This window comes from Saccharothrix australiensis (assembly GCF_003634935.1).
In the GTDB taxonomy this organism is placed as follows: Bacteria; Actinomycetota; Actinomycetes; order Mycobacteriales; family Pseudonocardiaceae; genus Actinosynnema; species Actinosynnema australiense.
The window spans coordinates 5073087-5093917 of the sequence record NZ_RBXO01000001.1 but is presented as its reverse complement, the minus strand read 5'-3'; the positions used below and the strand labels follow the sequence as shown (position 1 = coordinate 5093917).

Below are 20831 nucleotides of genomic sequence, written 5' to 3'. Positions count from 1 at the left end.
CCTCCGGGAGGGGGTGGGGACGGGCCCAGGCTCGGCCCGCCCGCTCGACCGGCGTTCGGCCTCCGCTCGAGGGCCCGCGTCGAGTCCCCGTCGAACCGGGTTCGAGCGGTGCTCGACAGGCTGCGCCGTGCTGTGCAGGCGCCTTACGCGAAGGAGTCCGTATGCCGAGCCGAGACAACGCGGTCACCCGCGAGCGGCTGCTGGAGATGATGACCGCCTACAAGTCCACCTACCTGCTGCGCGCGGCCATCGAGCTGAAGGTGTTCGACGCGCTCGCGAACGGGCCGTGCGACCCGGACGACGTGGCGGCGATCCTCAGGACGGACCCGCGCGCCACGCGGGTGCTGCTGCGCGCGCTGGCCGCGACGGGACTGCTGGAGGTGTCCGGCGAGCAGTTCACCCTCGCGCCCGGCGCGGCGGAGTTGCTGGTCACCACGAGCCCCGGTTACGGCGGCGGCGTGGTCAAGGTCGCCGCGAGCGACCACGAGTGGGATGCGATGCGCGACCTGGCCGAGGTGGTGCGCCGAGGCGGCACGCTGCTGGGGACGGGAGCCGAGGCGCCGGGCTTCGACTACTGGGTGGACTTCGCCGAGCACCTCACGTTCGCCACCAAGCCGGGCGCCGAGTGGGTCGCCGAGCTGCTCGGCCCGTGGGCGGGCGGGAGGGAGGGGCTGACCGTCCTCGACGTCGGCTGCGGGCACGGCCTGTTCGGGTTCACCCTGCTCGGGCGGCACCCCGGTGCGCGCGGGTGGTGCCTCGACTGGCCGAACGTGCTGGAGGTCGCGGCACGCCACGCCGACCGACTCGGTGTCGCCGACCGCGTGGCGCACCTGCCCGGCGACGCCTTCGAGGCGCCGCTCGGCGGGCCGTACGACGTGGTCCTGCTCGGCAACGTGCTGTTCCAGTTCTCGCAGCGGCGGGCCACGGAGCTGCTGCGCCGGCTGGCCGGCGTGCTCAAGCCAGGCGGGCGGGTGGTGATCGTCAGCTTCACCACCGGCGACCGGCCGCCCGCCGAGGACCACCACGCGCACCTGCTCGGGCTGCTCATGCTCGGCTGGACCGCGGGCGGGGAGATGCACTCGCCGACGGCGTACCGGAAGATGCTCGCCACGGCCGGGTTGGGCGCCACCGAGGCGCACGAGCGGCCGGGGTTCCCGCTGCGCGTGATCACCGGGGAGCGGCCGTGAGCGACGTCGACGTCGTGATCGCGGGCGGCGGGCCGGTCGGCCTGATGCTCGCCGGGGAGCTGGGGCTCGCCGGGGTGGGCGCGCTCGTGCTGGAACGCGCGGCCGAGCGCGACGAGCACTCGCGGGCGTGGGGCCTGCACCCGCGGACCGCGGAGACCCTCGACCGGCGCGGCCTGCTCGCCGGGTTGCTGCACGAGCGCGCCACCTGGCCGAAGATGCCCTTCGCCGGGATGTGGCCGCTGCTGGACCTCTCGGCCATGCGCGACTGCGACCACCCGTACCTGGTCAACGTCCCGCAGACCAGGGTCGAGGAGGTGCTGGCGGCGCGAGCGGCCCGAGTGGGCGCGGAGGTGCGGCGCGGGCACGAGGTGACCGGGCTGGCCCAGCACGACGACGGCGTCGACGTCGAGGTCGCCGGCCCCGGCGGCGCCTACCGCGTGCGCGGGCGCTTCCTGGTCGGGTGCGACGGCGGGCGCAGCGCGGTCCGCAAGCTCGCGGGCATCGGGTTCCCCGGCAGCGACGCCACGGTGGCGGGGATGTTGTGCGACTGCACGCTGCCGACCATGCGGCAGGAGCGGCGGGGCATCACGCGGACCGGGCGCGGGACCGTGAACCTCAACCCGCGGCCCAACGGCCAGGTCCGGGTCGTGGTCACCGAGTTCGACCGACCGCACGCCGACCGGGACGCACCGGTGGCGCTGCCCGAGTTCGCGGCGGCCGTGACCCGGGTGCTGGGCCGCGAGCTGCGCATCGAGGAGCCGACCTGGTTCACGCGCTTCGGCGACACCTGCCGGCAGGCCGATCGCTACCGCGCGGGCCGGGTGCTCCTGGCGGGGGACGCCGCGCACGTCCACTTCCCGTACGGCGGGCTCGGGCTGAACCTCGGCCTCCAGGACGCGGTGAACCTGGGGTGGAAGCTCGCCGCCGAGGTGGCCGGGCACGCGCCCGCCGGCCTGCTCGACACCTACCAGGCCGAGCGGTACCCGGTCGCCGAGGGCGTGCTCGACTACAGCCGCACCCAGCTGGCGCTGCTGCACCCGCACCGCAACGTCACCGCGCTGCGCGGACTGGTGCAGCGGCTGCTGGAGTTCCCCGAGGTCAACAGGTTCCTCGCGGAACTGGTCACCGGGGTGGCGCTGCGGCTGGACCTCGGCGAGGAGGGCGCGCACCCGCTGGTCGGCGCGCTCGCGACCGACCTGCGGCTCGAATCGGCCGATGGCCACACGACCCTGGTCGAGTTGCTGCGCGCGGGCACCGGGGTACTGGTGGACTTCACGCAGAGCGGCGCGCACGCCGAGACGGCACGGCCCTGGGAGCCGCGCGTCCAGGTGCGCGTGGCCCGCGCGGACGCACCGCCGGCGGCGGCGCTGCTGGTCCGGCCGGACGGGTACGTCGCGTGGGCCGCCACCGACGGGCGCTCCGACGGGCCGCGCGCGGCTTTGGAGCGGTGGTTCGGGACCTGAGGCCGGTGGACGTGCGCGCCACCGGTCGCCCGCGACGCGCGAATTCCTCGCCACGGACGCACAGCGACCGACCGGTCCCACCTGGCAGGCACCAACCGCGTGGTACCCCACCGCATTTCCGGTGGCGACAACCCGCCTTCAGCCGCGCCGCTGCCGACCGCTTTTCCTCCTCCTTGGCGGCCTGCCGGTCCGGCGAGGACGCTGTTCTTTTCTTTTTGACGAATGACCTGCGTTTGGGGCCGGGGTCGTCAAGATGGCGACTTGTCCCACTGCGCGCTGTTGGTCGAAGAGAAAAAGCGGCCGGGAGGCCACCAAGGAGGAAAGGCGGTCGTGTCCTCCCCGCACGGCCTGCCGGAGGCAACCACCCTTGGTCGGTCGCGTCAAGCGAAAAGCGTGCTTGACCCGACCGACCAAGCGCGGTTGGGCTGCGCCCAGGCCGTACGGGGAGGACACGAGGCCATCGGTCTGCGCGGCGCGCGGCCGGGAGCGGGCGCGCCGGGCGGGAGCGGACGGGTGCTGGTCGGGGTGTCCTCAGGCGGCTTGCGCCTTGACCGGCACCGACCGCGTGGACCCGGACATCAGGTCCGCCGGTCCAGCCCCGCCGCGAACCCGGCCGGGCTCGGCATCGCGGCGATCTCGCGGGCGACCTCGCCCGCGGCCACGTGGACGTCCTCGTCGGCGAGCAGGGCGGTGATGAGCCCCGGCGTGATCTCGTCCGCCGCGGCCCGGCACCCCGCCCCGCGCGCGACCACCGCGTCGGCGTTGAGGTGCCGGTCCGAGCCGTCGGGCAGCAGCAACTGCGGTACCCCGGCCGCGAGGGCGGCCAGCGTCGTGCCGGAGCCGCCGTGGTGGATCGCCGCGTCGGACGTCGACAGCAGCGCCGACCACGGCACCCAGCCCGGCGCGACCACGTTCGGCGGCAGGGTGCCCAGCGGGCCCAGGTCGGTGTCGCCGGTCGCCAGGACGACCTCGACGTCGAGACCGGCCACCGCCGCGACGACGCGGCGAACCCGGTCCAGGCCGCTCATCACCGGGGAGACCGTGCCCAGCGTGACCGCGACCCTGGGGTGGGCCGGCCGCCGCCGCAGCCACCCCGGCAACGCCCGGCCGCCGTCGTAGGGCACCGGTCGCACCGCCTCTCCCGCCGCGCCGGGGCCCGCCATGCTCGGCGGAACGGTGTGCAGCGCGGCGAACGGGCCGTCGGGCAGCAGCCCGGAAAGCTCCTCCGCCATCGCCGCGCGCAATGCCGGGAACGGGCTGAAACCGATGCCGAGCTGCACCGCCGGGGTGCCCGTCCGCCCGGCCGCCACGGCGGCGGCCGGGCACAGGTACTCGTGCACCACCAAATCCGGCCGCCACTCCTCGGCGAGTGCCGAAAAATCGTCGGCGACGCGCGCGTTGAACATCGCGAAAAGGCGCGCGAAGGCGTCCCGGTCCGCGCCCGCGCTCGCCCGCGTGCGCGCCAGCAGGTCGGGCCGCGCGCCGCCCGCCCGGCCGAGCACCTCGTCGTACATCGCCAGTCCGGGGTGGACGTTCACCAGCGGCAACCCGGCTCCGGTGATGATCTCCGCCCCGTCGAGGGAAGCCACCAGCACCTCGTGGCCCGCGGCCCGGCACGCCCACGCGAGCGGGACGAGCGGGAACAGGTGGCCGACCGCGGGAACGGCGGCGAACAACACGCGCATGATGGCGCTCTCCATTCCGGCGAAACTGAGGATGTGCTGCGCGTGCAGTTTTCTGACGGGTTATCCGAGTTGTCAAGGCCCGTGGTCGGACAGGGGTCCCCAGGGGGCGGTTAGGGGATGATCGGAACCCGGCTCGGAAAATATGTTGATGGTGCGGTAAATGGTCCGGACGGTCGGGGAGAACCATGGTCGAGCTGCGTGCGTGGCGGGTGCTGGGCGCCGATCGCCCGGAGGTCGTGCTGGCCGCGGACTTCCCGGTGACCGGGCGTCCAGAGGCCGGGTTCGGCGACCTCGCCGCCGGCCTGGGCGGGCGCGCCGCGCTGTGGGAGACCCTGCCGCCCGCGCCGGGCGCCTGCCCACCCGACGGGGCGGGCTACACCGCGCACTGGCTCGCCGAGCCTCGGGAGCGCGGGACGGATGTCCGCGCCGTGCTGGGGTTCTGCGCCGGCGCCGTGTTCGCCGCCGCGCTCGCGGACGGGCTCAAGCGGTGGCAGGACCCACCCAAGCTGATCCTCCTCGATCCCGAGAAGCCCGCCGCACCGGCGTTGTACTGGCAGTTCCACCGGGTGGTCGACAGCTTCGCCGCCGTCCTGTCGGCCGAGGAGCGCGCCGCTGCGCAACAGGAGGCCCAGGAGGCCAGGGCCGCGTGCCCGGACCTCGCCGGGTTCGGCTCGGCGCTGGTCGCGATCTTCCGCCGCACCGGTGAGGTCGCGTTCGCGCGGGCCGGCCTCACCGCCCGGCGCGGCGCCGAACTCGTCGCGACCTTCGAGGCGTTCGTCGGGTACCTGGGCGCGGCGGCGACGCTCGACCCGGACGCGGCGTGGTCGTCCGCGGTCACGATCAGCTCCGCCGACGCGGACGACCCGGTCGCCTCCGCCGCGCGGTTCCGCTTCGACAGCGGGCACACCGAGCTGTTGCGGGACCCCGCCGTCGCCGAGACGGTGGCCGGCCTGCTGGGCGAGGGGTGAGCGCCGTGGACGCGACGATCACGGCGGCGACCGCCCGCGAGGAGGCGCTGTGGCTGCTGGAGCAGCTTTTGCCCGGGCGTGGCGTCAACAACCTCGCCGTGGTGTTCGCCGTGGACGGGCGGCTCGACCGGGTCGCGCTGACGGCGGCGGTGAACCACCTGCTGCGCAGGCACCCGGCGTTGCGCACCGTCTTCGTGGCGGGCCCCGGCCGGCTCGAACGCCAGGTGCTGCCCGCCGACCTGGTCGAGCTGCACCCGCGATCGCTGCCCGCGCACGACGGGCCGGTGCCGGACGCGCTGGCCGCGTTCGTGGCGCGCCCGTTCACCCTGGACGGACGGCCGCTCGTCCGCGCGGGGGTGCTGAGCCGCGCCGACGGCGACGTGTTCTGCCTGGTGGTCCACCACCTGGTGTTCGACACCGTGTCCGGTGACGTGGTGCTCGGCGAGCTGGCCGCCGCCTACCAGGCGTTCGCCGCCGGCGAGGCGCCCGCCGCCGGCGAGGTGCCCGCCCCTGCGCCGCGGGAGCCCTCCGAGGCGGGGCTGGCGTTCTGGCGGGGCCTGCTCGCCGGGTTCCGCCCGCCGGAGTCCGGTTTGTGGTGCGGCCGAGCGCCGGGGCCCGTGCCGACGGCGGACGGCGGCGCGCGGACCCGCGAGCTGTCCGCGGCGGCGGTCCGGGCGGTCCGGGAGCTGACCGCGCTGCTGCGCACGCCCGAGGCGGCCGTCCTGCTCGCCGCCTACCACGTGCTGCTCGCCGCGCACGGCGCGGGCGACGACCAGGTCATCGGCACCCCGGCCGGGGTGCGACCGCCGGGGTGCGCCGGCGTCGTCGGCTACTACGTCAACGTCCTGCCCGTGCGGGTCGCGGCCGAACCGGCCGACGGGTTCCGCGCGTTCGCCCGCCGCTGCCGGGACACGTTCCTCGAAGCGCTCGCGCACACCGACGTGCCCGCCGAGCGGATGGCGGCCGAGCTGCCCCGCGACCGCGACCCGTGGCGCGCCCCGCTGGTCCGCCACCTGTTCAACTACCTGCCCGGTCTCGGGTTCGCGGAGTTCGACCTGGCCGGGATGCCCGCCCGGCCGGTGCTCGTGGAGAACGGGTGCAGCCGCTACGACCTGGAGTTCTTCGTGACGAGCGCGGACGACCGCCTGCGCGTGCGGGCCGTGCACCGCGCCGACGCCCTCGACGCGGAGGACGTCGACCGGCTGCTGGCGCGGTTCGAGGCCCTGCTGGTCGCGCTCGCCGCCGACCCGGACCGGCCGCTGGGCGAGGTCACCGCGTGGTCGCCCGCCGACCACGCGGTGATCGGCGCGGCCAACGACACCGCCCGGCCGGTCGAGCCGGCCACCGTCGTCGAGGCGGTCGCCGCGCGCGTCGCCGCGACGCCGGACGCCGTCGCCGTCGAGGAGGGCGACCGGACCACCAGTTACGCCGGCCTCTGGCACGCGGCGACCGGGACGCGCGACCTGCTCAGGGCCGCCGGTGTCCGGCCGGGGGACGTCGTGGCCCTCGCCGCGCCCCGCGGCGCGGCGCTGGCCGCCGCCGCGCTCGGCGTCCTGCGCGCGGGCGCGACGTACCTCCCGCTCGACCCGGACCACCCGCCGGCCCGCCTGCGGTACCAGTTGGAGGACTCCCGCGCCCGCGCGGTGCTCACCGCGGGCGCGGTGGCCGTGCCGGACGCGGTCACCGCGCTCACCGTGCCGGAGCCGCCCGCGCACGCCGCCGGAGCCGGGTCGGAACACCCGCCCGAGCCGGGCTCGTGCGCGTTCCTGGTCTACACCTCCGGGTCGACCGGGAAGCCGAAGGCGAGCCTGCTGACCCACCGGGGGCTGGCCAACGTCGTCGCGCACTTCGCCGACGAGCTGGGGGCGCGGCCCGGCGAGGGCACGCTGTGGCTGACCACGTTCACCTTCGACATCTCCAGCCTGGAGCTGTTCCTCCCGCTCACCACCGGCGGCCGGCTCGTCGTCGCACCCGACCGGGCACGGGTCCGCGCCGCGGACCTGCTCGACGTCGTGGTGCGCCGGCGCGTGGGCGTCATCCAGGCCACCCCGACCACCTGGCGGGTCGTCGCCGCCGACCTGCGGGGCGAACTGGCCGGTCGCCGGCTGCTCAGCGGCGGCGAGCCGCTCCCGCCGGCGCTGGCCGCGCGCCTGGTCCGGGCAGGCGCCGAGGTCCGCAACGCCTACGCGCCCAGCGAGACCACCATCTACTCGACCTGCCGCCGGATCGGCGCGGACGGCGACGTCGACATCGGCCGCCCGATCGCGAACACGCGCGTGTTCGTCGCCGACCCGGCCGGCCGCCCGCTGCCGGTCGGCGTGACGGGTGAGCTGTGCATCGCGGGCGACGGCGTCGCGCTCGGCTACCACGACCGGCCCCGGCTCACCGCCGAGCGCTTCGGCCGCCGGCCGGGGTTCGGCCGCTTCTACCGGACCAGCGACCTCGGGCGCTGGCGTCCCGACGGCACGCTGGAACTGCGCGGGCGCGCCGACCGCCAGCTGAAGCTGCGCGGGGTGCGCGTCGAGCCCGGCGAGGTCGAGGCCGTCCTGGCCGCCCACCCCGACGTGCGTGCCGCGGCCGTGGTGCCCGCGGGCGACCCGGGCGCGGACGGCGTGCTGGTCGCGTTCGTGGAGACCGAATCCGAGGCCGACCCGGCCGAGGCCCTGTGGCGCCACGCCTCGGCCGAGCTGCCGCCCGCCGCGGTGCCCGCCGAGTTCCGGCGGGTCGCCGCGTTGCCGGTGAACCCCAACGGCAAGGTCGACTACCGCGCGCTCGACGCGCTGCTCGCGGAGGGGCGCGCCGGGCACGCGGGTCCGGCGGTCGAACCCGCGCCCGCCGACCCGGTGGTGGCCCGCCTGCTCGGGTTCTGGCGCGAGGCCCTGGACCGGGACGACGTCACCGCGTCGACGAACTTCTTCGCCCACGGCGGCCACTCGCTGCTCGGCGCCCGGCTGCTCCAGCGGGTCGAGGAGGAGCTGGGCGTCGAGTTGTCGCTGGCCGATCTGTTCGCCCACCCGACCCCGGCCGCGCTCGCCGAGCGCCTGCGCTGAGCCGCGGACCCGGACCACACCCCGAGGAGGCAGGCATGGTCGTCGAAGCCACCGGCGCCACACCGGTGCTGCGCACGGTCGACGCCACGACGTCGCCGCGGCTGGTGGCCTCGGCCCTGGCCACCGACGGCCGGGTGACCGACGCCGCCGCGTTCGCGCGCTGGCTCGACCGGTGCCGGGAGCAGGCGCCGTGGTCGGCGCGGCCGATCCCGTTCGCCGCGCTGAGGAGCTGGCACTTCGAGGCGGGCACCGGGAACCTCGTGCACGACAGCGGCCGGTTCTTCACCGTGGAGGGGCTGCGCGTCAGCTCGGAGGCGGGCCCGGTGCGCGAGTGGTCGCAGCCGATCTTCAACCAACCCGAGATCGGTGTGCTGGGCTTCCTGGTCAAGGAGTTCCACGGCGTCCTGCACTGCCTGGTGCAGGCGAAGGTCGAGCCGGGCAACTGCAACGGCGTCCAGCTGTCACCGACGGTGCAGGCGACCCGCAGCAACTACACCCAGGTGCACGGCGGCCGGTCGGTGCCGTACCTGGAGTACTTCCGCGACCCCGGCGCGCGGCACGTGATCGCCGACGTCCTCCAGTCCGAGCAGGGGTCCTGGTTCTACCGCAAGCGCAACCGCAACGTCGTGGTCGAGGTCGGCCCGGACGAGGACGTGGAGGTGCGCGAAGGGTTCTGCTGGCTCACCGTCGGGCAGTTGCACCGCCTGCTCGCCGAGGAGGACCTGGTCAACATGGACGCGCGCACCGTGCTGTCCTGCCTGCCGTTCGCCGGGACCGGGCTCACCGGGCTGTTCCCCGCCGCGGCCGACGGGTTCACCGCGTCGGTGGCGCGCTCGATGAGCGAGGACGAGGGCGGCCTGCACACCACGACCGAACTGCTGAGCTGGATCACCGACGCGCGTTCGGCGGACCGCGTGCGGACCACGCCGATACCGCTGCGGCGGGTGCGGGGCTGGCGGGTCACCGCCGACGCGATCACCCACGACGACGGGATCTTCTTCGACGTCGTGGCCGTCGAGGCGCGGATCGGCAACCGCGAGGTCGCGACGTGGACCCAGCCGCTGATCCGCCCGTGCGGGCTGGGCGTGGTGGCGTTCCTGGTCAAGCGGGTCGCGGGCGTGCTGCACGTGCTCGTCGCCGCCCGCGTCGAACCCGGCTACCTCGACGAGGTCGAGCTGGCGCCGACGGTGCAGTGCACGCCGGAGAACTACGCGCGGCTGCCGCCCTCGGCCCGCCCGCCGTTCCTGGACGACGTGCTCGACGCGCCGCCGGAGCGCATCCGCTTCGACACCGTGCTGTCGGAGGAGGGCGGCCGGTTCTTCCACGCCCGCAACCGCTACCTCGTGGTCGAGCTGCCCGCCGCCGCGCGCTTGGACGCGCCCGCCGGCTTCCGGTGGATGACCCTGCACCAGCTCGTCGGGCTGATCCGGCACAGCTACTACGTCAACGTCCAGGCGCGCACCCTCACCGCCTGCCTGCACGGCCTGGCCGCCTCGGGACCGGGGGCGTGACGATGGACCACCCGGCCACCGCGCCCGCCTACCCCATGCCCCGCGCCTGCCCGTACCACCCGCCCCCCGGTTACCGGGAGCTGGAGGGCGGACCGGTGTCGCGGGTGACCCTGTTCGACGGCCGGCCCGCGTGGCTGGTCACCGGCTACCACGCCGCCTGCGCCGCGCTCGCCGACCAACGCCTGTCGGTCGACCGCGCGCGTCCCGACTTCCCCGCCCTGGCGCCGGGTTTCACCGGCGGGCCGCGGTTCCGGATGTTCGCTGGGATGGACGACCCGGAGCACATGGTCCACCGCCGGATGGTGTTGCCGCGGTTCACCGTCCGCCGCGTGCGGGGGATGCGCCCGGCCATCCGGCGTGCGGTCGACGGCGTGCTGGACGCCCTGCTGGCGGCGGGGTCGCCGGGCGACCTGGTCGCGGGGTTCGCGCTGCCGGTGTCGTCGTCGGTGATCTGCGAGCTGCTGGGCGTGCCGTACGCCGAGCACGGGTTCTTCCAGGACCGCACCGGCCAGCGGCTGGCCGACGACCCGGAGGTGGCCGGGCGGGCGGTCCGGGACCTGCTGGGCTTCCTCGACCGCGTGGTGCGGGACAAGGTCGCCGATCCCGGCGACGACCTGATCAGCGAGCTGGCCGCCGGTCCGCTGGCGGCCGGGGAACTGGACCGCGACGACCTGGTCGGGATGGCGCTGCTGCTGCTCACCGCCGGCCACGAGACCACGGCGAACACCATCGCGCTCGGCGTGCTGGCGCTGCTGGAGCACCCGGACCAGCTGGCCGCCCTCCGGGCCGAACCGGGGCTGGTGCCGCGGGCGGTGGACGAGTTGCTGCGCTTCCTGTCGGTGACCGACGTCGTCACCCGCCGGGTCGCGCTGGCCGACCTCGAACTGGCCGGGCGGGCGATCCGCGCGGGGGAGGCGGTGCTGGTCGCGACCGCCGCGGCGAACCGGGACCCGGCGGTGTTCCCCGACCCCGACCGCCTGGACGTCCGCCGCGACGGGCCGCGGCACCTGGCCTTCGGGCACGGCATCCACCTGTGCGTGGGGCAGCACCTGGGCCGGACCGAGCTGGAGATCGCCTTCGCCGCGCTGCTGCGGCGGCCGCCGGGGCTGCGGCTCGCGGCGCCCGTGGCGGACCTGGTGCTCAAGCCCGCGGCCGACGTGCAGGGCGTGCGCGCGCTGCCGGTGGCGTGGGACGCCGAACTTACTTGACGACGGGCTAGGTGTTACTAACCTGTCAGCAAGTAAGTTCCGCCGGCGAGAGGGCCTCCGGTCCCGCCGGGAGCCGACACGGGAGAGGGGCGCGAGTGATGGCGAGCGGGGTCTCGACGGCCGGGACGCGGGCGGTGCGCAGCCGCTGGTGGGCCCTCGTGGTGATCTGCCTGGTGGCGCTCATCGTCGGGGTGGACGCCACGATCGTGAACATCGCGCTGCCCTCGGCGCAGCGCGACCTCGGTCTGTCCGATGTGGACCGCCAGTGGGTGGTGAGCGCCTACACCCTGGCCTTCGGCGGCCTGCTGCTGCCGGCCGGCCGGGTCGCCGACCGGGTGGGCCGCAAGCGGGCGGTGCTGCTCGGCGTGCTCGGGTTCGCCGCCGCCTCCGCCCTCGGCGGCGCGGCGGCGGAGGGCTGGGTGCTCGTGCTCGCGCGGGCCCTGCAGGGCGTGTTCGCGTCGATCCTCGCGCCCTCCACGCTCTCGCTGCTCGTCGCGGTGTTCACCGAGCCCGCGGACCGCGCGAAGGCGATCAGCGTGTTCAGCGCGGTCGCCAGCGGCGGCGGCGTGCTCGGGCTGCTGGCCGGCGGCCTGCTCGCCGGCTACCTCGACTGGCGCTGGTGCCTCTACATCAACGTCCCGCTGGCGGTGCTCGGGGCGATCGGCGGTGCGCTGCTGCTGCCCGAGGTACCCGCCCACCGCGGCGGGCCGATCGACGTCCCCGGCGCGGTGCTCGGCTGCGCCGGGGTCGTCGCGCTGGTGTACGGCCTCGGCGCGGCGGGCGGGCTGGGCTGGGCGTCCCCGGCGGTGCTCGGCCCGCTCGCCGCCGGGCTCGTGCTGCTGGCGGTGTTCGTCCTGGTGCAGGCGCGGCGCGAACACCCGCTGCTGCCGCTGCGCGTGGTGCTCGACCGCAACCGCGCGGGCGCGGCGCTGTCGATCGGCCTGGCGATGTTCGCGCTGTTCGGCACGTCGCTGTTCCTGACCTACCAGCTGCAAGTGGTCATGGGGTACTCGCCGGTGGAGACCGGCCTGGCCGTGCTGCCGCTCACGGTCGCGATCATCGTGTCGTCGACGCAGCTCGCCCGCCGGTGGCTGCCCCGCACCGCGCCGCGCCTGCTCGTCGCGCCCGGCCTCGCGCTGGCCGCCGCGGGTGTGCTGTGGCTGGTCGGGCTGAGGCCGGACAGCTCGTTCGCCGTCGGGGTGCTGCCCGCCGAGCTGCTGCTCGGGTTGGGCATGGGCCTGGTGTCCACCCCGTGCCTGCACACCGCCACCAGCGGGGTCGACCCCGCCGACGTCGGCGTCGCGTCGGCGTTCCTCAGCACGACGCAGCAGATCGCCGCCTCGCTCGGCGTCGCGACGCTCAACACGATCGCGACGAGCGCCACCGCGTCGTTCGCCGCCGCGCACCCGGACGTGCCCGCGGTCGTCGGCACGGTCCACGGCTACACCCGGGCAGCGGCTTGGGCGGGCGGCATCGTGCTCGCCGCGGTGGCGCTGGCCTGGTTGATGATCACCGCGGACCCCCGGCGGGCCGAGGCCGCGAAGGGATGACCGGAGCGGCCCCGGCCGCCTGAGGAGGACAAGGGGGGTGCCGAACATGCGGGTGCTGTTCGTCCCGCTGCCGTGGCCGACGCACCACTTCGCCATGGTGGGGCTGGCCTGGGCCTGCCGGCTGCAGGGCGACGAGGTGCGCGTCGCGGCCGACGCGGGCGTCGTGGAGGCCGTGCTGTCCTCCGGCATGGTCGGCGTGCCGGTCGGGCGCGGCTTCGACTTCATGGCCGACTTCGGTGCGGCCAGCCGCGGGCCGCTCAGGTGGCGGGGCCCCGGCGAAGCGGTCACCGACCTGCTGCGCGCCACGCCCGTGACCCGCTACCTCAGGCTCGCGGAGACCGTCGTCGACGACCTGACCGACTTCGCGACCCGCTGGCGACCCGACGTCGTCGTGTGGGACCCCGCGATGTTCGCCGGCCCCCTGGCGGCCCAGCGCTGCGGTGCGCTGTCGGTCCGGCACACGTGGGGCCCCGACGTGACCCGGCTGCTGCGCTGGCCCGGCATGGGCGCCGAGGACCCGGCGGACGTGCCGGCGTGGCCCGCCGACCTGGCGGCGTTCTTCCGGCGGCACGGCGCCGAACCGCGGGACGACCTCGCCGACCTGACCCTGGACACCTGCCCGGCGGCGCTCCAGGTGCCCGGCGCCCGCAACCGCGTGCCGCTGCGGTACACCCCCTACAACGGGCCCGGCCTGGCGCCGCGCTGGCTCCTCGACGAGCCGACGAGGCCCCGGGTCTGCGTGACCTGGGGCACCGCCTCCACCAGGGCGCTGGGCAGCGACGCCTACCCGGTGCCCGCGATCCTCGCCGCGCTGGCCACGGAGGACGTGGAAGTCGTGGTCGCCGCCAAGGAGTCCGACGCGGCGCTCGTCGGCGACCCGCCACCGAACGCCAGGGTCGCGGGGCCGCTGCCGCTGCACACCCTGCTGCCGAGCTGCCGGGCGATCGTGCACCAGGGCGGCTCGGGCACGGTGATGACCGCCGCGTACCACGGCGTGCCGCAACTGGTCGGCGGCACGGTGGGCGACCAGGAGTTCAACGCGGCCCGGCTGACCGCCGCCGGTGCCGGGGCCGCGCTGCCGGTCGGCGGGGCGGAGCCGGACGGGATCCGCGCCGCCGTGCACCGGCTGCTGTCCGACGACGCCGCGCACGCCGCCGACGGCCTGCGCGCCGGGATCCTCGGCCACCCGTCGCCCGCGGCCACCGCGGCGCGGCTGCGGGACCTGGCCGGACACTGAACCGGGAGGGCACGTGAAGGTAACCGACGTCCACCTCGCCGGCCTGGGCTCCTACCTGCCCGAGGTCGTGCCGATCGGGGTCGCGGTGGCGCAGGGCGCCTACTCCGCCGAAGCCGCCGAGCGCACGGGGCTGACCGGCGCCGCGGTGGCCGGCGAGGTGCCCGCGCCGGACATGGCGCTGACCGCCGCCCGCCGGCTGTTCGAGCGCACCGGCCACGACCCGGCCGCGGTCGGGCTGCTCCTCTACGCGGACGCGTTCCAGGCCGGCCCCGAGGGGTGGTTCCCGCACGCCTACCTCCAGGCCAACCTGGTCGGCGGCGAGGCGCTCGCCGCCGGCGTGCGGCAGGGCTGCAACGGCGTGTTCGGCGCGCTGGAACTGGCCGCGGCCTACCTCGGCGCGGCGGGCCGGGGCGCCTCCGCGCTGATCACCGCCGCGGACAACATGACCTCACCGCTGGTGGACCGCTGGCAGTGCCTGCGGCCCGACTTCATCCTCGGCGACGGCGCGACCGCCGTGCTGTTGACGCGGGCGCCGGGGTTCGCCCGGCTGCTCTCGGTCGGGTCGGTGACGGTGACCGGGCTGGAGGGCCTGCACCGCGGCGACGAGCCGCTGCACCCGCCGGGCGCCGCGCTCGGCCGGCCGCTGGACTTCGCGGCCCGGTTCGCGGCGTTCGCCGCGCGCGGCGGCATGGCGGACGCGGGGCTCGCCGTGGTGAAGGCGCGCGGCGAACTGCTGGACCGCGTGCTGGCGGAGGCCGGTGTGGAGGTGCCCGACCTCGCCAGGGTGCTCTACAACCACGGCTCGCGCGAGTACGTCGAGAACGGCCTGCTCGGCATGCTCGGGTTGCCGTTGGAGCGGTCGAACTGGGCCTTCGGCCGCGGCGTCGGCCACCTGGGCGCCGGCGACCAGCTCATGTCGCTCGACCACCTGCTCACCGCGGGCGAGCTGGGCGCGGGCGACCGGGTGCTGCTGGTCGGCCTCGGGCCGGGCGTGACGATCGCGGCGGCGGTGCTGGAGATCACCGCCACCCCGCCGTGGTCGGCGTGAGCGGGAGGGGTGCGGTGATGGAGTTCAGCTGGACGCCCGCGCAGGAGCGGCGGTACCGGGAGACGGCCGAAGCGGTCGCTGCGGCCTTCCCCGGGCCGGACGAGCCGAGGTTCAGCCGCGCGGCCTGGCGTCGACTGGGTGAGATCGGGCTGCTGGGCGCGTGCGTCCCCGAGGCGTACGGCGGGCGCGGCCTCGGCGCGCTGGACACGGCGCTGGTGTTCGAGGCGGCGGGCCGCGCCACGACGGCCACGGGCGTGGTGTTCGCGGCCGCGGCGCACCTGTTCGCCTGCGCCGTGCCGATCGCCGGGTTCGGCGCACCCGCCCTGCGGGAGGGCCTGCTGCCGGGCATGTGCTCGGGCGAACTGGTCGGGGGCAACGCGATGACCGAACCCGGCGCGGGCTCCGACGTGTCCGCCCTGGCCACGACGGCGGTGCCGGCGGAGGGCGGCTACACGTTGTCCGGCACGAAGAGCTTCGTCAGCAACGGCCCGGTCGCCGACGTCTACGTCACCTACGCGGTCACCGACCCGACCGCCGGGCACCTGGGCACGAGCGCCTTCGCCGTCGCGGCCGGAACACCCGGCGTGCGCGCGGGAGCGGCGTTCGACAAGCTCGGCATGGCGGGCTGCGAGGCGGGCCCGGTGGTGTTCGACGGCTGTTCGGTCCCGGCGGGCGCGCTGCTCGGCGAGCCCGGTCAGGGCGGTGCGGTCTTCCAGCACTCGATGGCCTGGGAGCGCTCGTGCCTGTTCGCGCTCTTCCTCGGCGTGCAGGACGCCCTGGTCGAGCGCTGCGTGGCGCACGTGCGGCAGCGCAGGCAGTTCGGCAGGCGGCTGGCGGAGTTCCAGGCCGTGTCCCACCGGATCGCCGAGATGAAGCTGCGGCTGGAGGGTTCGCGGCTGCTGCTGTACCGGGCCTGCTGGGAGCTGGACGAGGGGCGCCCCGCGGCGTCGACGACGGCGCTGGCCAAGCTCGCGGTCTCGGAGTCGGCGCTGGCCTCGGCGACCGACGCGGTCCGCCTCTTCGGCGCGGGCGGGTACCTCGCCGGGCACGGGATCGAGGCGGCCCTGCGGGACGCGGTGGGCGGCGTGACCTTCTCCGGCACCTCGGACGTCCAGCGGCAGCTCGTGGCGATGGAGCTGGGCCTGTGAGCGGGCTGCACGAGCTGGTCGCGAGGGCCGCCCGGCGCACCCCCGGCGCGCCTGCGGTGCACGACGGTGACCGCACGCTGACGTACGGCGAACTGGACGCCCTCGCCGACCGCCGCGCCGCGGGCCTGGCCGCCCGCGGCGTCGGCCGCGGCGACCGGGTGGTGGTGTGGCTGGACAAGAGCGCCGACGCGGTCGCGGTGTTGCAGGCGGTCCTGCGGTTGGGCGCGGTCTACGCGCCGGTCGCGCGGGCGAACCCGGTGACGCGGGTCGAGCGGATCGCGCGCGGTTGCGGCGCGGCGCTCGTCGTCACCGACGCCGGGTCCTGCGGTGGGGTGCCGACGGCCGCGGTGGACGAGCTGTCGGGTCCGGCGCCGTACCCGCCCGCCGCCGACCGCGCACCGGACGACCCCGCCTACATCCTCTACACCTCCGGGTCGACCGGGGAACCCAAGGGCGTGGTGCTCAGCCACCGCAACGCCTCGGCGTTCGTCGCGTGGGCGGCGGGCGAGACGGGGCTGACGCCACGGGACCGGCTGGCGAACCACGCGCCGTTCAACTTCGACCTGTCCGTCTTCGACCTCTACGGCGCCTTCCACGCCGGCGCGGCGGTCGACCTGGTGCCGCCGGGCCTGGCCTACGCGCCGGACGAGCTGGTGGACTTCCTGCACGGGCGCGGGATCTCCGTGTGGTACTCGGTGCCCTCGGCGCTCACGCTCATGGCGCGCCGCGGCGGACTGCTCGACCGCGGCCGCCCGCCCGCGCTGCGCGTGTGCGCGTTCGCCGGGGAGCCCTTCCCGCCGCCGGACCTGCGGGCGCTGCGGGCGGCCTGGCCGGGGGTGCGGCTGTTCAACTGGTACGGCCCGACGGAGACGAACGTGTGCACCTCGCACGAGGTCACCGACGCCGACGTGGCGCGTGACGCGCCGCCGCCGATCGGCTCGCCGTGCGCGGGCGACGACGTGTGGCTCGACCCCGACGGGGAGATCGTCGTGTCGGGGCCGACGGTGATGCTCGGGTACTGGGGCGCCGCACCGCACCGCGGGCCTTACCGCACCGGGGACCTCGGCCGGTACGACGAAGCCGGCCGGCTCTGCTACGCGGGCCGGCGCGACGCGATGGTCAAGGTGCGCGGGCACCGCGTGGAGCCGGGGGAGGTCGAGGCGGCGCTGGCCGCGCACCCGGCGGTCGCCGGCGCCGCGGTCGTGGTGGTGGGCGCCGGGCTCGACGCCCGGCTGCACGCCGCGGTCGTGCCGCGCGACGGCGCGCGGCCGGGGCTGCTCGCGCTCAAAGCGCACCTGGCGGAGCGACTGCCCGGCTACATGGTCGTGGACTCGGTGTCCCACGTGCGGGAACTGCCCCGCACCGCCAACGGCAAGCTCGACCGCGCGGCGGTGGCGGCGGCGGTGGCCGCGGGCGCGACCTAGTCGTCCGCCGTGACCAGGTCGAGCGCCAGCGCGAGGGCGGCCTCGGCGCGCTCGTCGTCGGTGCCGTCGAGGTCCAGGGTGGTGACGTGGCTGAGCATCAACGTGGTCACGGCCAGGCGCGAGCGCAGCTGCGCGGTGAGGTCGCCGCCGGGGATGTTGAGCAGCGCCCAGATCGCCCGGATGCGGTCGCTGATCTCCTCGCCCGCGGACAGGTCGCGCATCGCGGTCTGGTTCTCGTTGAAGAACCGCATGATGTGGTACACCCGGCCCTCCCGGATGAGCCGCGCGATGCGGCGCACGATCCCGCGGCGGGTCTCGGTGACCGGGGGCTGCTCGCGGGCCCACGCGACCACGTCGTCCAGCGCGGCGGCGACCTCCTCGACGACGCTGGTGAGGATGTCCTCCTTGGTCTTGAAGTGGTAGTAGAGCGCGGCCTTGGTGACGTCGAGCCGCTCGGCGATCTCCCGCAGCGAGGCCCTCTCGTAACCCTGCTCGCTGAACAGCGTGAGGGCGACGTCCTGGATGCGCTCGCGGGTGTCGCGGCGGCGAGGAGGCATGGGGTGTCCCTGGTCATGTGCTTGCTTGACGGCCGGTTAGTATCAAGCATACGTGAGGCGCGGACCGCCGACGGGGCCGGTGGCAGCGGCACCGTGCCAGGAAGGGGTCGGGGCATGGGCATCGGGGTCGTCGCGCGGGGTCGTGCCGGGGTCGTCCTCTTCGCGCTGGTCGTCGGTGGTCTGCTGGGCGCGGCGGCGATGCGCGCGGCGCCGGCGCCCGTCGGCCGGCCCGCCCCGCCCGCGACGGTGCGCGGCCGCGTCGTGGCGCCCGACGGCGCACCCGCCGCCGGTGTCGTGCTGACGCTGACCGACCCGGCGGGCGTCGAGGTGGGCTCGACCGCCACCGGCGAGGACGGGACGTGCGAGTTCGCCGTGCCGCGGCCCGGCCGGTACACCCTGATCGCGGCGTGCCCCGGGCGGAGACCCCTGGCGCGGCGGCTCGACACCCCGGAGTTCACCCTCGTCCTGCCGGGCGGTGGCGCGGTCGGCGGGTTCGTCCGCGACGAGCACGACCAGGCGCCGATCGCCGACGCGGTGGTCGTCCTCGCCGCCGGGTCCGGGCGGCTGCTCGGCGCGCGGGTCACCGACCCGACCGGCTACTACGCCTTCGAGGACGTCCCGGCCGGGCGGTACGTCGTGGCCGTGGACCACCCCGGCCACCACCCGCTGGCCCTCGACGTCGCGGTCGCCCAGGGCGAGACGGCGGCGCTGGACGCCGAGCTGGTCGACGCGAGGTGCGTCCGGGGCGCGGTGCTCGACCGCGCCGGTCGCCCCGTCGGGCACGCCAAGGTCGTCCTGACCGACGCGTCCGGCGTGACCAGGACGGTGGTCAGCGGACCGACCGGTGAGTACCGCTTCGACGACCTGCTCCGCGGCGACTACCTCATCGGCGTCCGGGGCGGGCCGACGGCGCCCGTGCGGGTCGAGGCGGCCGACCACGAACGGGACCTGCGGCTCTGACGGCCGTCCGGGAGGGAACCGTGGACATCGTCGGGAATGGCTTCCTCGCCCGGCACCTGGCGCCCCTGGTCGGCGCGCACGAGGGCGCCGTCGTGTTCGCGGCGGGCGTGTCCGCGGCGGCGCACACGCAGCCCGAGGGCTTCGACCGCGAGGCGCGGCTGCTCTACGACGTGATCCGGCGGTGCGGTGCGACCGGCGAGCGGCTGGTGTACTTCTCCACCGCGGCGGCCGGGATGTACGCCGTGCCGGGCGCGCCGCCCGCCCGCGAGGACGGCCCGGTGTACCCGGCGACGGTGTACGGCAGGCACAAGCTGGCGATGGAAGCCGTGCTCGCCGCGTCCGGCGTCGACCACCTGGTGCTGCGGCTGTCGCACGTGGTCGGCCCCGGCCAGGCCCGCCACCAACTGCTGCCCGCGCTGGTGGCGCAGGTGCGCACGGGCGCGGTGCGGGTCTTCCGCGGCGCGGACCGCGACCTGATCGACGTCGCCGACGTCGTCGCGGTGGTGGGGCACCTGCTCGCCACCGGGGTGAACCGCGAGGTGGTGAACGTGGCGTCGGGGTTCCCGGTGCCGGTGGAGCGGATCGTCGAGGGGGTGCAGGCGCGGCTGGGCCTCCGGGCGACGTGGGCGTACGAGCCGGGGACGCGGGGGCAGCCGGTGTGCACCGCGAAGCTGCGGGCGCTCGTGCCCGCGGCGTCGGGCATGGCGTTCGGGCCACGGTACTTCGAGGCGGTGCTGGACAAGTACGTCGGTGCCTACGCCGAGGCGGTGTGAGCGACGCACCCGGGATCGGGGGGCGTGGTCGGGACCCGGTGGCCGGGGGCGCTCGACGGATCGGGGGCGTGGTCGGGACCCGGCGGCCGAAGTGCCCGCCGGACCGGCGGGCGGGTCAGGCGGCCGGTCGGGCGATGACGTACTGCGCGGGCATGCGGAGCACGCTCCCGTCGGCGAAGCGCTCCGAGGTCGGCAGCTCCAGCCGGTCGGTGGCCAGCACCTCGTACCCGGCCTCCGCGAAGATCCGGTCGAGGTGCTCCGCGCCCGCCGCGGTCGTCTTGAGCCCCACCTGGAAGTGCCCGGCCAGCCGGGTCAGCCGGGGCAGCGGGTCGGGCGACTCGGCGAGGAGGCGCTCGAAGACCTCGTAGCTCTCGCGGACGAGCTCCTGGTCGAACACGCACCCGCCCGGCCCGGCGAGCCGGGCGAGGTTGCGCGCGCACAGCAGCCGGTCGGTCGGCGACAGCTGGTGGATCACCGCGCGCATGTAGACGTTGGCGGGTCCGATCCGCTCCCTCAGCGCGTCCACCCCGGCGGTGTCCAGCACGTCGAGGACGTCGTACTCGACGTTGGGCGCCGGGTTCTCGACCCGGGCCTGCGCCACCGCCGACGCCGAGATGTCGACGCCGACGACGCGGGCGTAGTGGCGGGCGAGGAACGGCGTCTGCGTGCCGTTGCCGCACCCGAGGTCCACCAGCGGGAGCGCCCGGTCGAAATGGGGCCCGAACAATCGCAGGTGCCGCGCCGCGCCGACTTCCGGGGACGCGTCCCAGAACGCTTCGCCGAAGCCGGCCGGTAGTTCTTTCCAGTAGCTTTCCCACAGTGATCCATACGGGGTCGACATGCCGCTCTCCGTCGTCTCTGCCTGCTTTTCCACGAAGCCCAAGTGCTGGTGAAACAGCACGTCGGAAGGTTGGTGCGGGTTATCCCATGCGTACTCGGCGGCGCGTTCCGTGTCAATCGGGCGGGGTTCGCCCCGAAGTGGACAGGGGTCGGTAAGGGTTCTTCAGGAGTTGGGTGCCCGAAAGGCTGATCGGTAGCGTCGTCGGTCGGCGCGCGGAAATC

Annotated in this window: 16 protein-coding genes; 13 read left to right on the top strand and 3 right to left on the bottom strand. The window is 75.7% G+C overall.

Annotated elements, in window-relative coordinates:
* The first annotated feature begins 161 nt into the window (after nt 1–161).
* Both C8E97_RS21570 and C8E97_RS21565 read left to right on the top strand, forming a co-directional pair.
* Entirely contained in the window at nt 162–1187 is a 1026-nt protein-coding gene (locus C8E97_RS21570; protein ID WP_121007322.1) for a class I SAM-dependent methyltransferase, read from the top strand.
* Nucleotides 1184–2650, top strand: coding sequence for an FAD-dependent monooxygenase (locus tag C8E97_RS21565; RefSeq protein ID WP_121007321.1), 1467 nt, complete (start codon nt 1184–1186; stop codon nt 2648–2650). The genes C8E97_RS21570 and C8E97_RS21565 overlap by 4 nt, the downstream gene beginning before the upstream one ends.
* Before the next feature lie 578 nt (nt 2651–3228).
* Here C8E97_RS21565 and C8E97_RS21560 read toward each other — a convergent pair.
* The gene (locus C8E97_RS21560) at nt 3229–4350 is read right to left on the bottom strand and encodes a nucleotide disphospho-sugar-binding domain-containing protein (RefSeq protein WP_121007320.1); all 1122 of its coding nucleotides are present in this window, start codon (nt 4348–4350) and stop codon (nt 3229–3231) included.
* 170 nt (nt 4351–4520) lie between these two features.
* Here C8E97_RS21560 and C8E97_RS21555 point away from each other — a divergent pair, with 170 nt between their 5' ends.
* From C8E97_RS21555 to C8E97_RS21515, 9 genes are all read left to right on the top strand, one after another.
* Nucleotides 4521–5303, top strand: a complete 783-nt coding sequence (locus tag C8E97_RS21555) for a hypothetical protein (protein ID WP_121007319.1) — start codon at nt 4521–4523, stop codon at nt 5301–5303.
* Nucleotides 5304–5308: 5 nt separating this feature from the next.
* Nucleotides 5309–8353 carry a non-ribosomal peptide synthetase gene (locus C8E97_RS21550; RefSeq protein WP_147455196.1) on the top strand — a complete coding sequence of 1015 codons (3045 nt, stop codon included), beginning with the start codon at nt 5309–5311 and terminating at the stop codon, nt 8351–8353.
* Between the two features lie 35 nt (nt 8354–8388).
* Complete coding sequence (locus tag C8E97_RS21545) at nt 8389–9864, top strand: NDP-hexose 2,3-dehydratase family protein (protein ID WP_121007317.1); 1476 nt, start codon at nt 8389–8391, stop codon at nt 9862–9864.
* A gap of 2 nt (nt 9865–9866) precedes the next feature.
* Complete coding sequence (locus tag C8E97_RS21540; RefSeq protein WP_121007316.1) at nt 9867–11072, top strand: cytochrome P450; 1206 nt, start codon at nt 9867–9869, stop codon at nt 11070–11072.
* A gap of 98 nt (nt 11073–11170) precedes the next feature.
* Nucleotides 11171–12622 (top strand): MFS transporter, encoded by a 1452-nt coding sequence (locus C8E97_RS21535; RefSeq protein ID WP_170211944.1) that lies wholly within the window; start codon nt 11171–11173, stop codon nt 12620–12622.
* A gap of 46 nt (nt 12623–12668) precedes the next feature.
* Entirely contained in the window at nt 12669–13859 is a 1191-nt protein-coding gene (locus C8E97_RS21530; RefSeq protein WP_246019398.1) for a nucleotide disphospho-sugar-binding domain-containing protein, read from the top strand.
* Nucleotides 13860–13872: 13 nt separating this feature from the next.
* Nucleotides 13873–14907, top strand: a complete 1035-nt coding sequence (locus C8E97_RS21525; protein ID WP_121007314.1) for a ketoacyl-ACP synthase III family protein — start codon at nt 13873–13875, stop codon at nt 14905–14907.
* Nucleotides 14908–14924: 17 nt separating this feature from the next.
* Complete coding sequence (locus C8E97_RS21520) at nt 14925–16055, top strand: acyl-CoA dehydrogenase family protein (protein ID WP_121012067.1); 1131 nt, start codon at nt 14925–14927, stop codon at nt 16053–16055.
* A complete protein-coding gene (locus tag C8E97_RS21515) occupies nt 16052–17479 on the top strand; it encodes an AMP-binding protein (RefSeq protein WP_246019064.1) in 1428 nt (475 codons plus the stop codon). The genes C8E97_RS21520 and C8E97_RS21515 overlap by 4 nt, the downstream gene beginning before the upstream one ends.
* Here the strand turns inward: C8E97_RS21515 and C8E97_RS21510 are convergent.
* Nucleotides 17476–18036, bottom strand: a complete 561-nt coding sequence (locus C8E97_RS21510; protein ID WP_121007313.1) for a TetR/AcrR family transcriptional regulator — start codon at nt 18034–18036, stop codon at nt 17476–17478. The genes C8E97_RS21515 and C8E97_RS21510 overlap by 4 nt on opposite strands.
* A gap of 114 nt (nt 18037–18150) precedes the next feature.
* On the opposite strand from C8E97_RS21510, the gene C8E97_RS21505 reads away from it, so the two are divergent.
* Both C8E97_RS21505 and C8E97_RS21500 read left to right on the top strand, forming a co-directional pair.
* Entirely contained in the window at nt 18151–18996 is an 846-nt protein-coding gene (locus C8E97_RS21505; RefSeq protein ID WP_170211943.1) for an MSCRAMM family protein, read from the top strand.
* 20 nt (nt 18997–19016) lie between these two features.
* The gene (locus C8E97_RS21500; protein ID WP_121007311.1) at nt 19017–19769 is read left to right on the top strand and encodes an NAD-dependent epimerase/dehydratase family protein; all 753 of its coding nucleotides are present in this window, start codon (nt 19017–19019) and stop codon (nt 19767–19769) included.
* A gap of 115 nt (nt 19770–19884) precedes the next feature.
* On the opposite strand, the gene C8E97_RS21495 is transcribed toward C8E97_RS21500, so the two are convergent.
* Nucleotides 19885–20610, bottom strand: coding sequence for a class I SAM-dependent methyltransferase (locus C8E97_RS21495; RefSeq protein WP_121007310.1), 726 nt, complete (start codon nt 20608–20610; stop codon nt 19885–19887).
* Nucleotides 20611–20831: the final 221 nt, after the last annotated feature.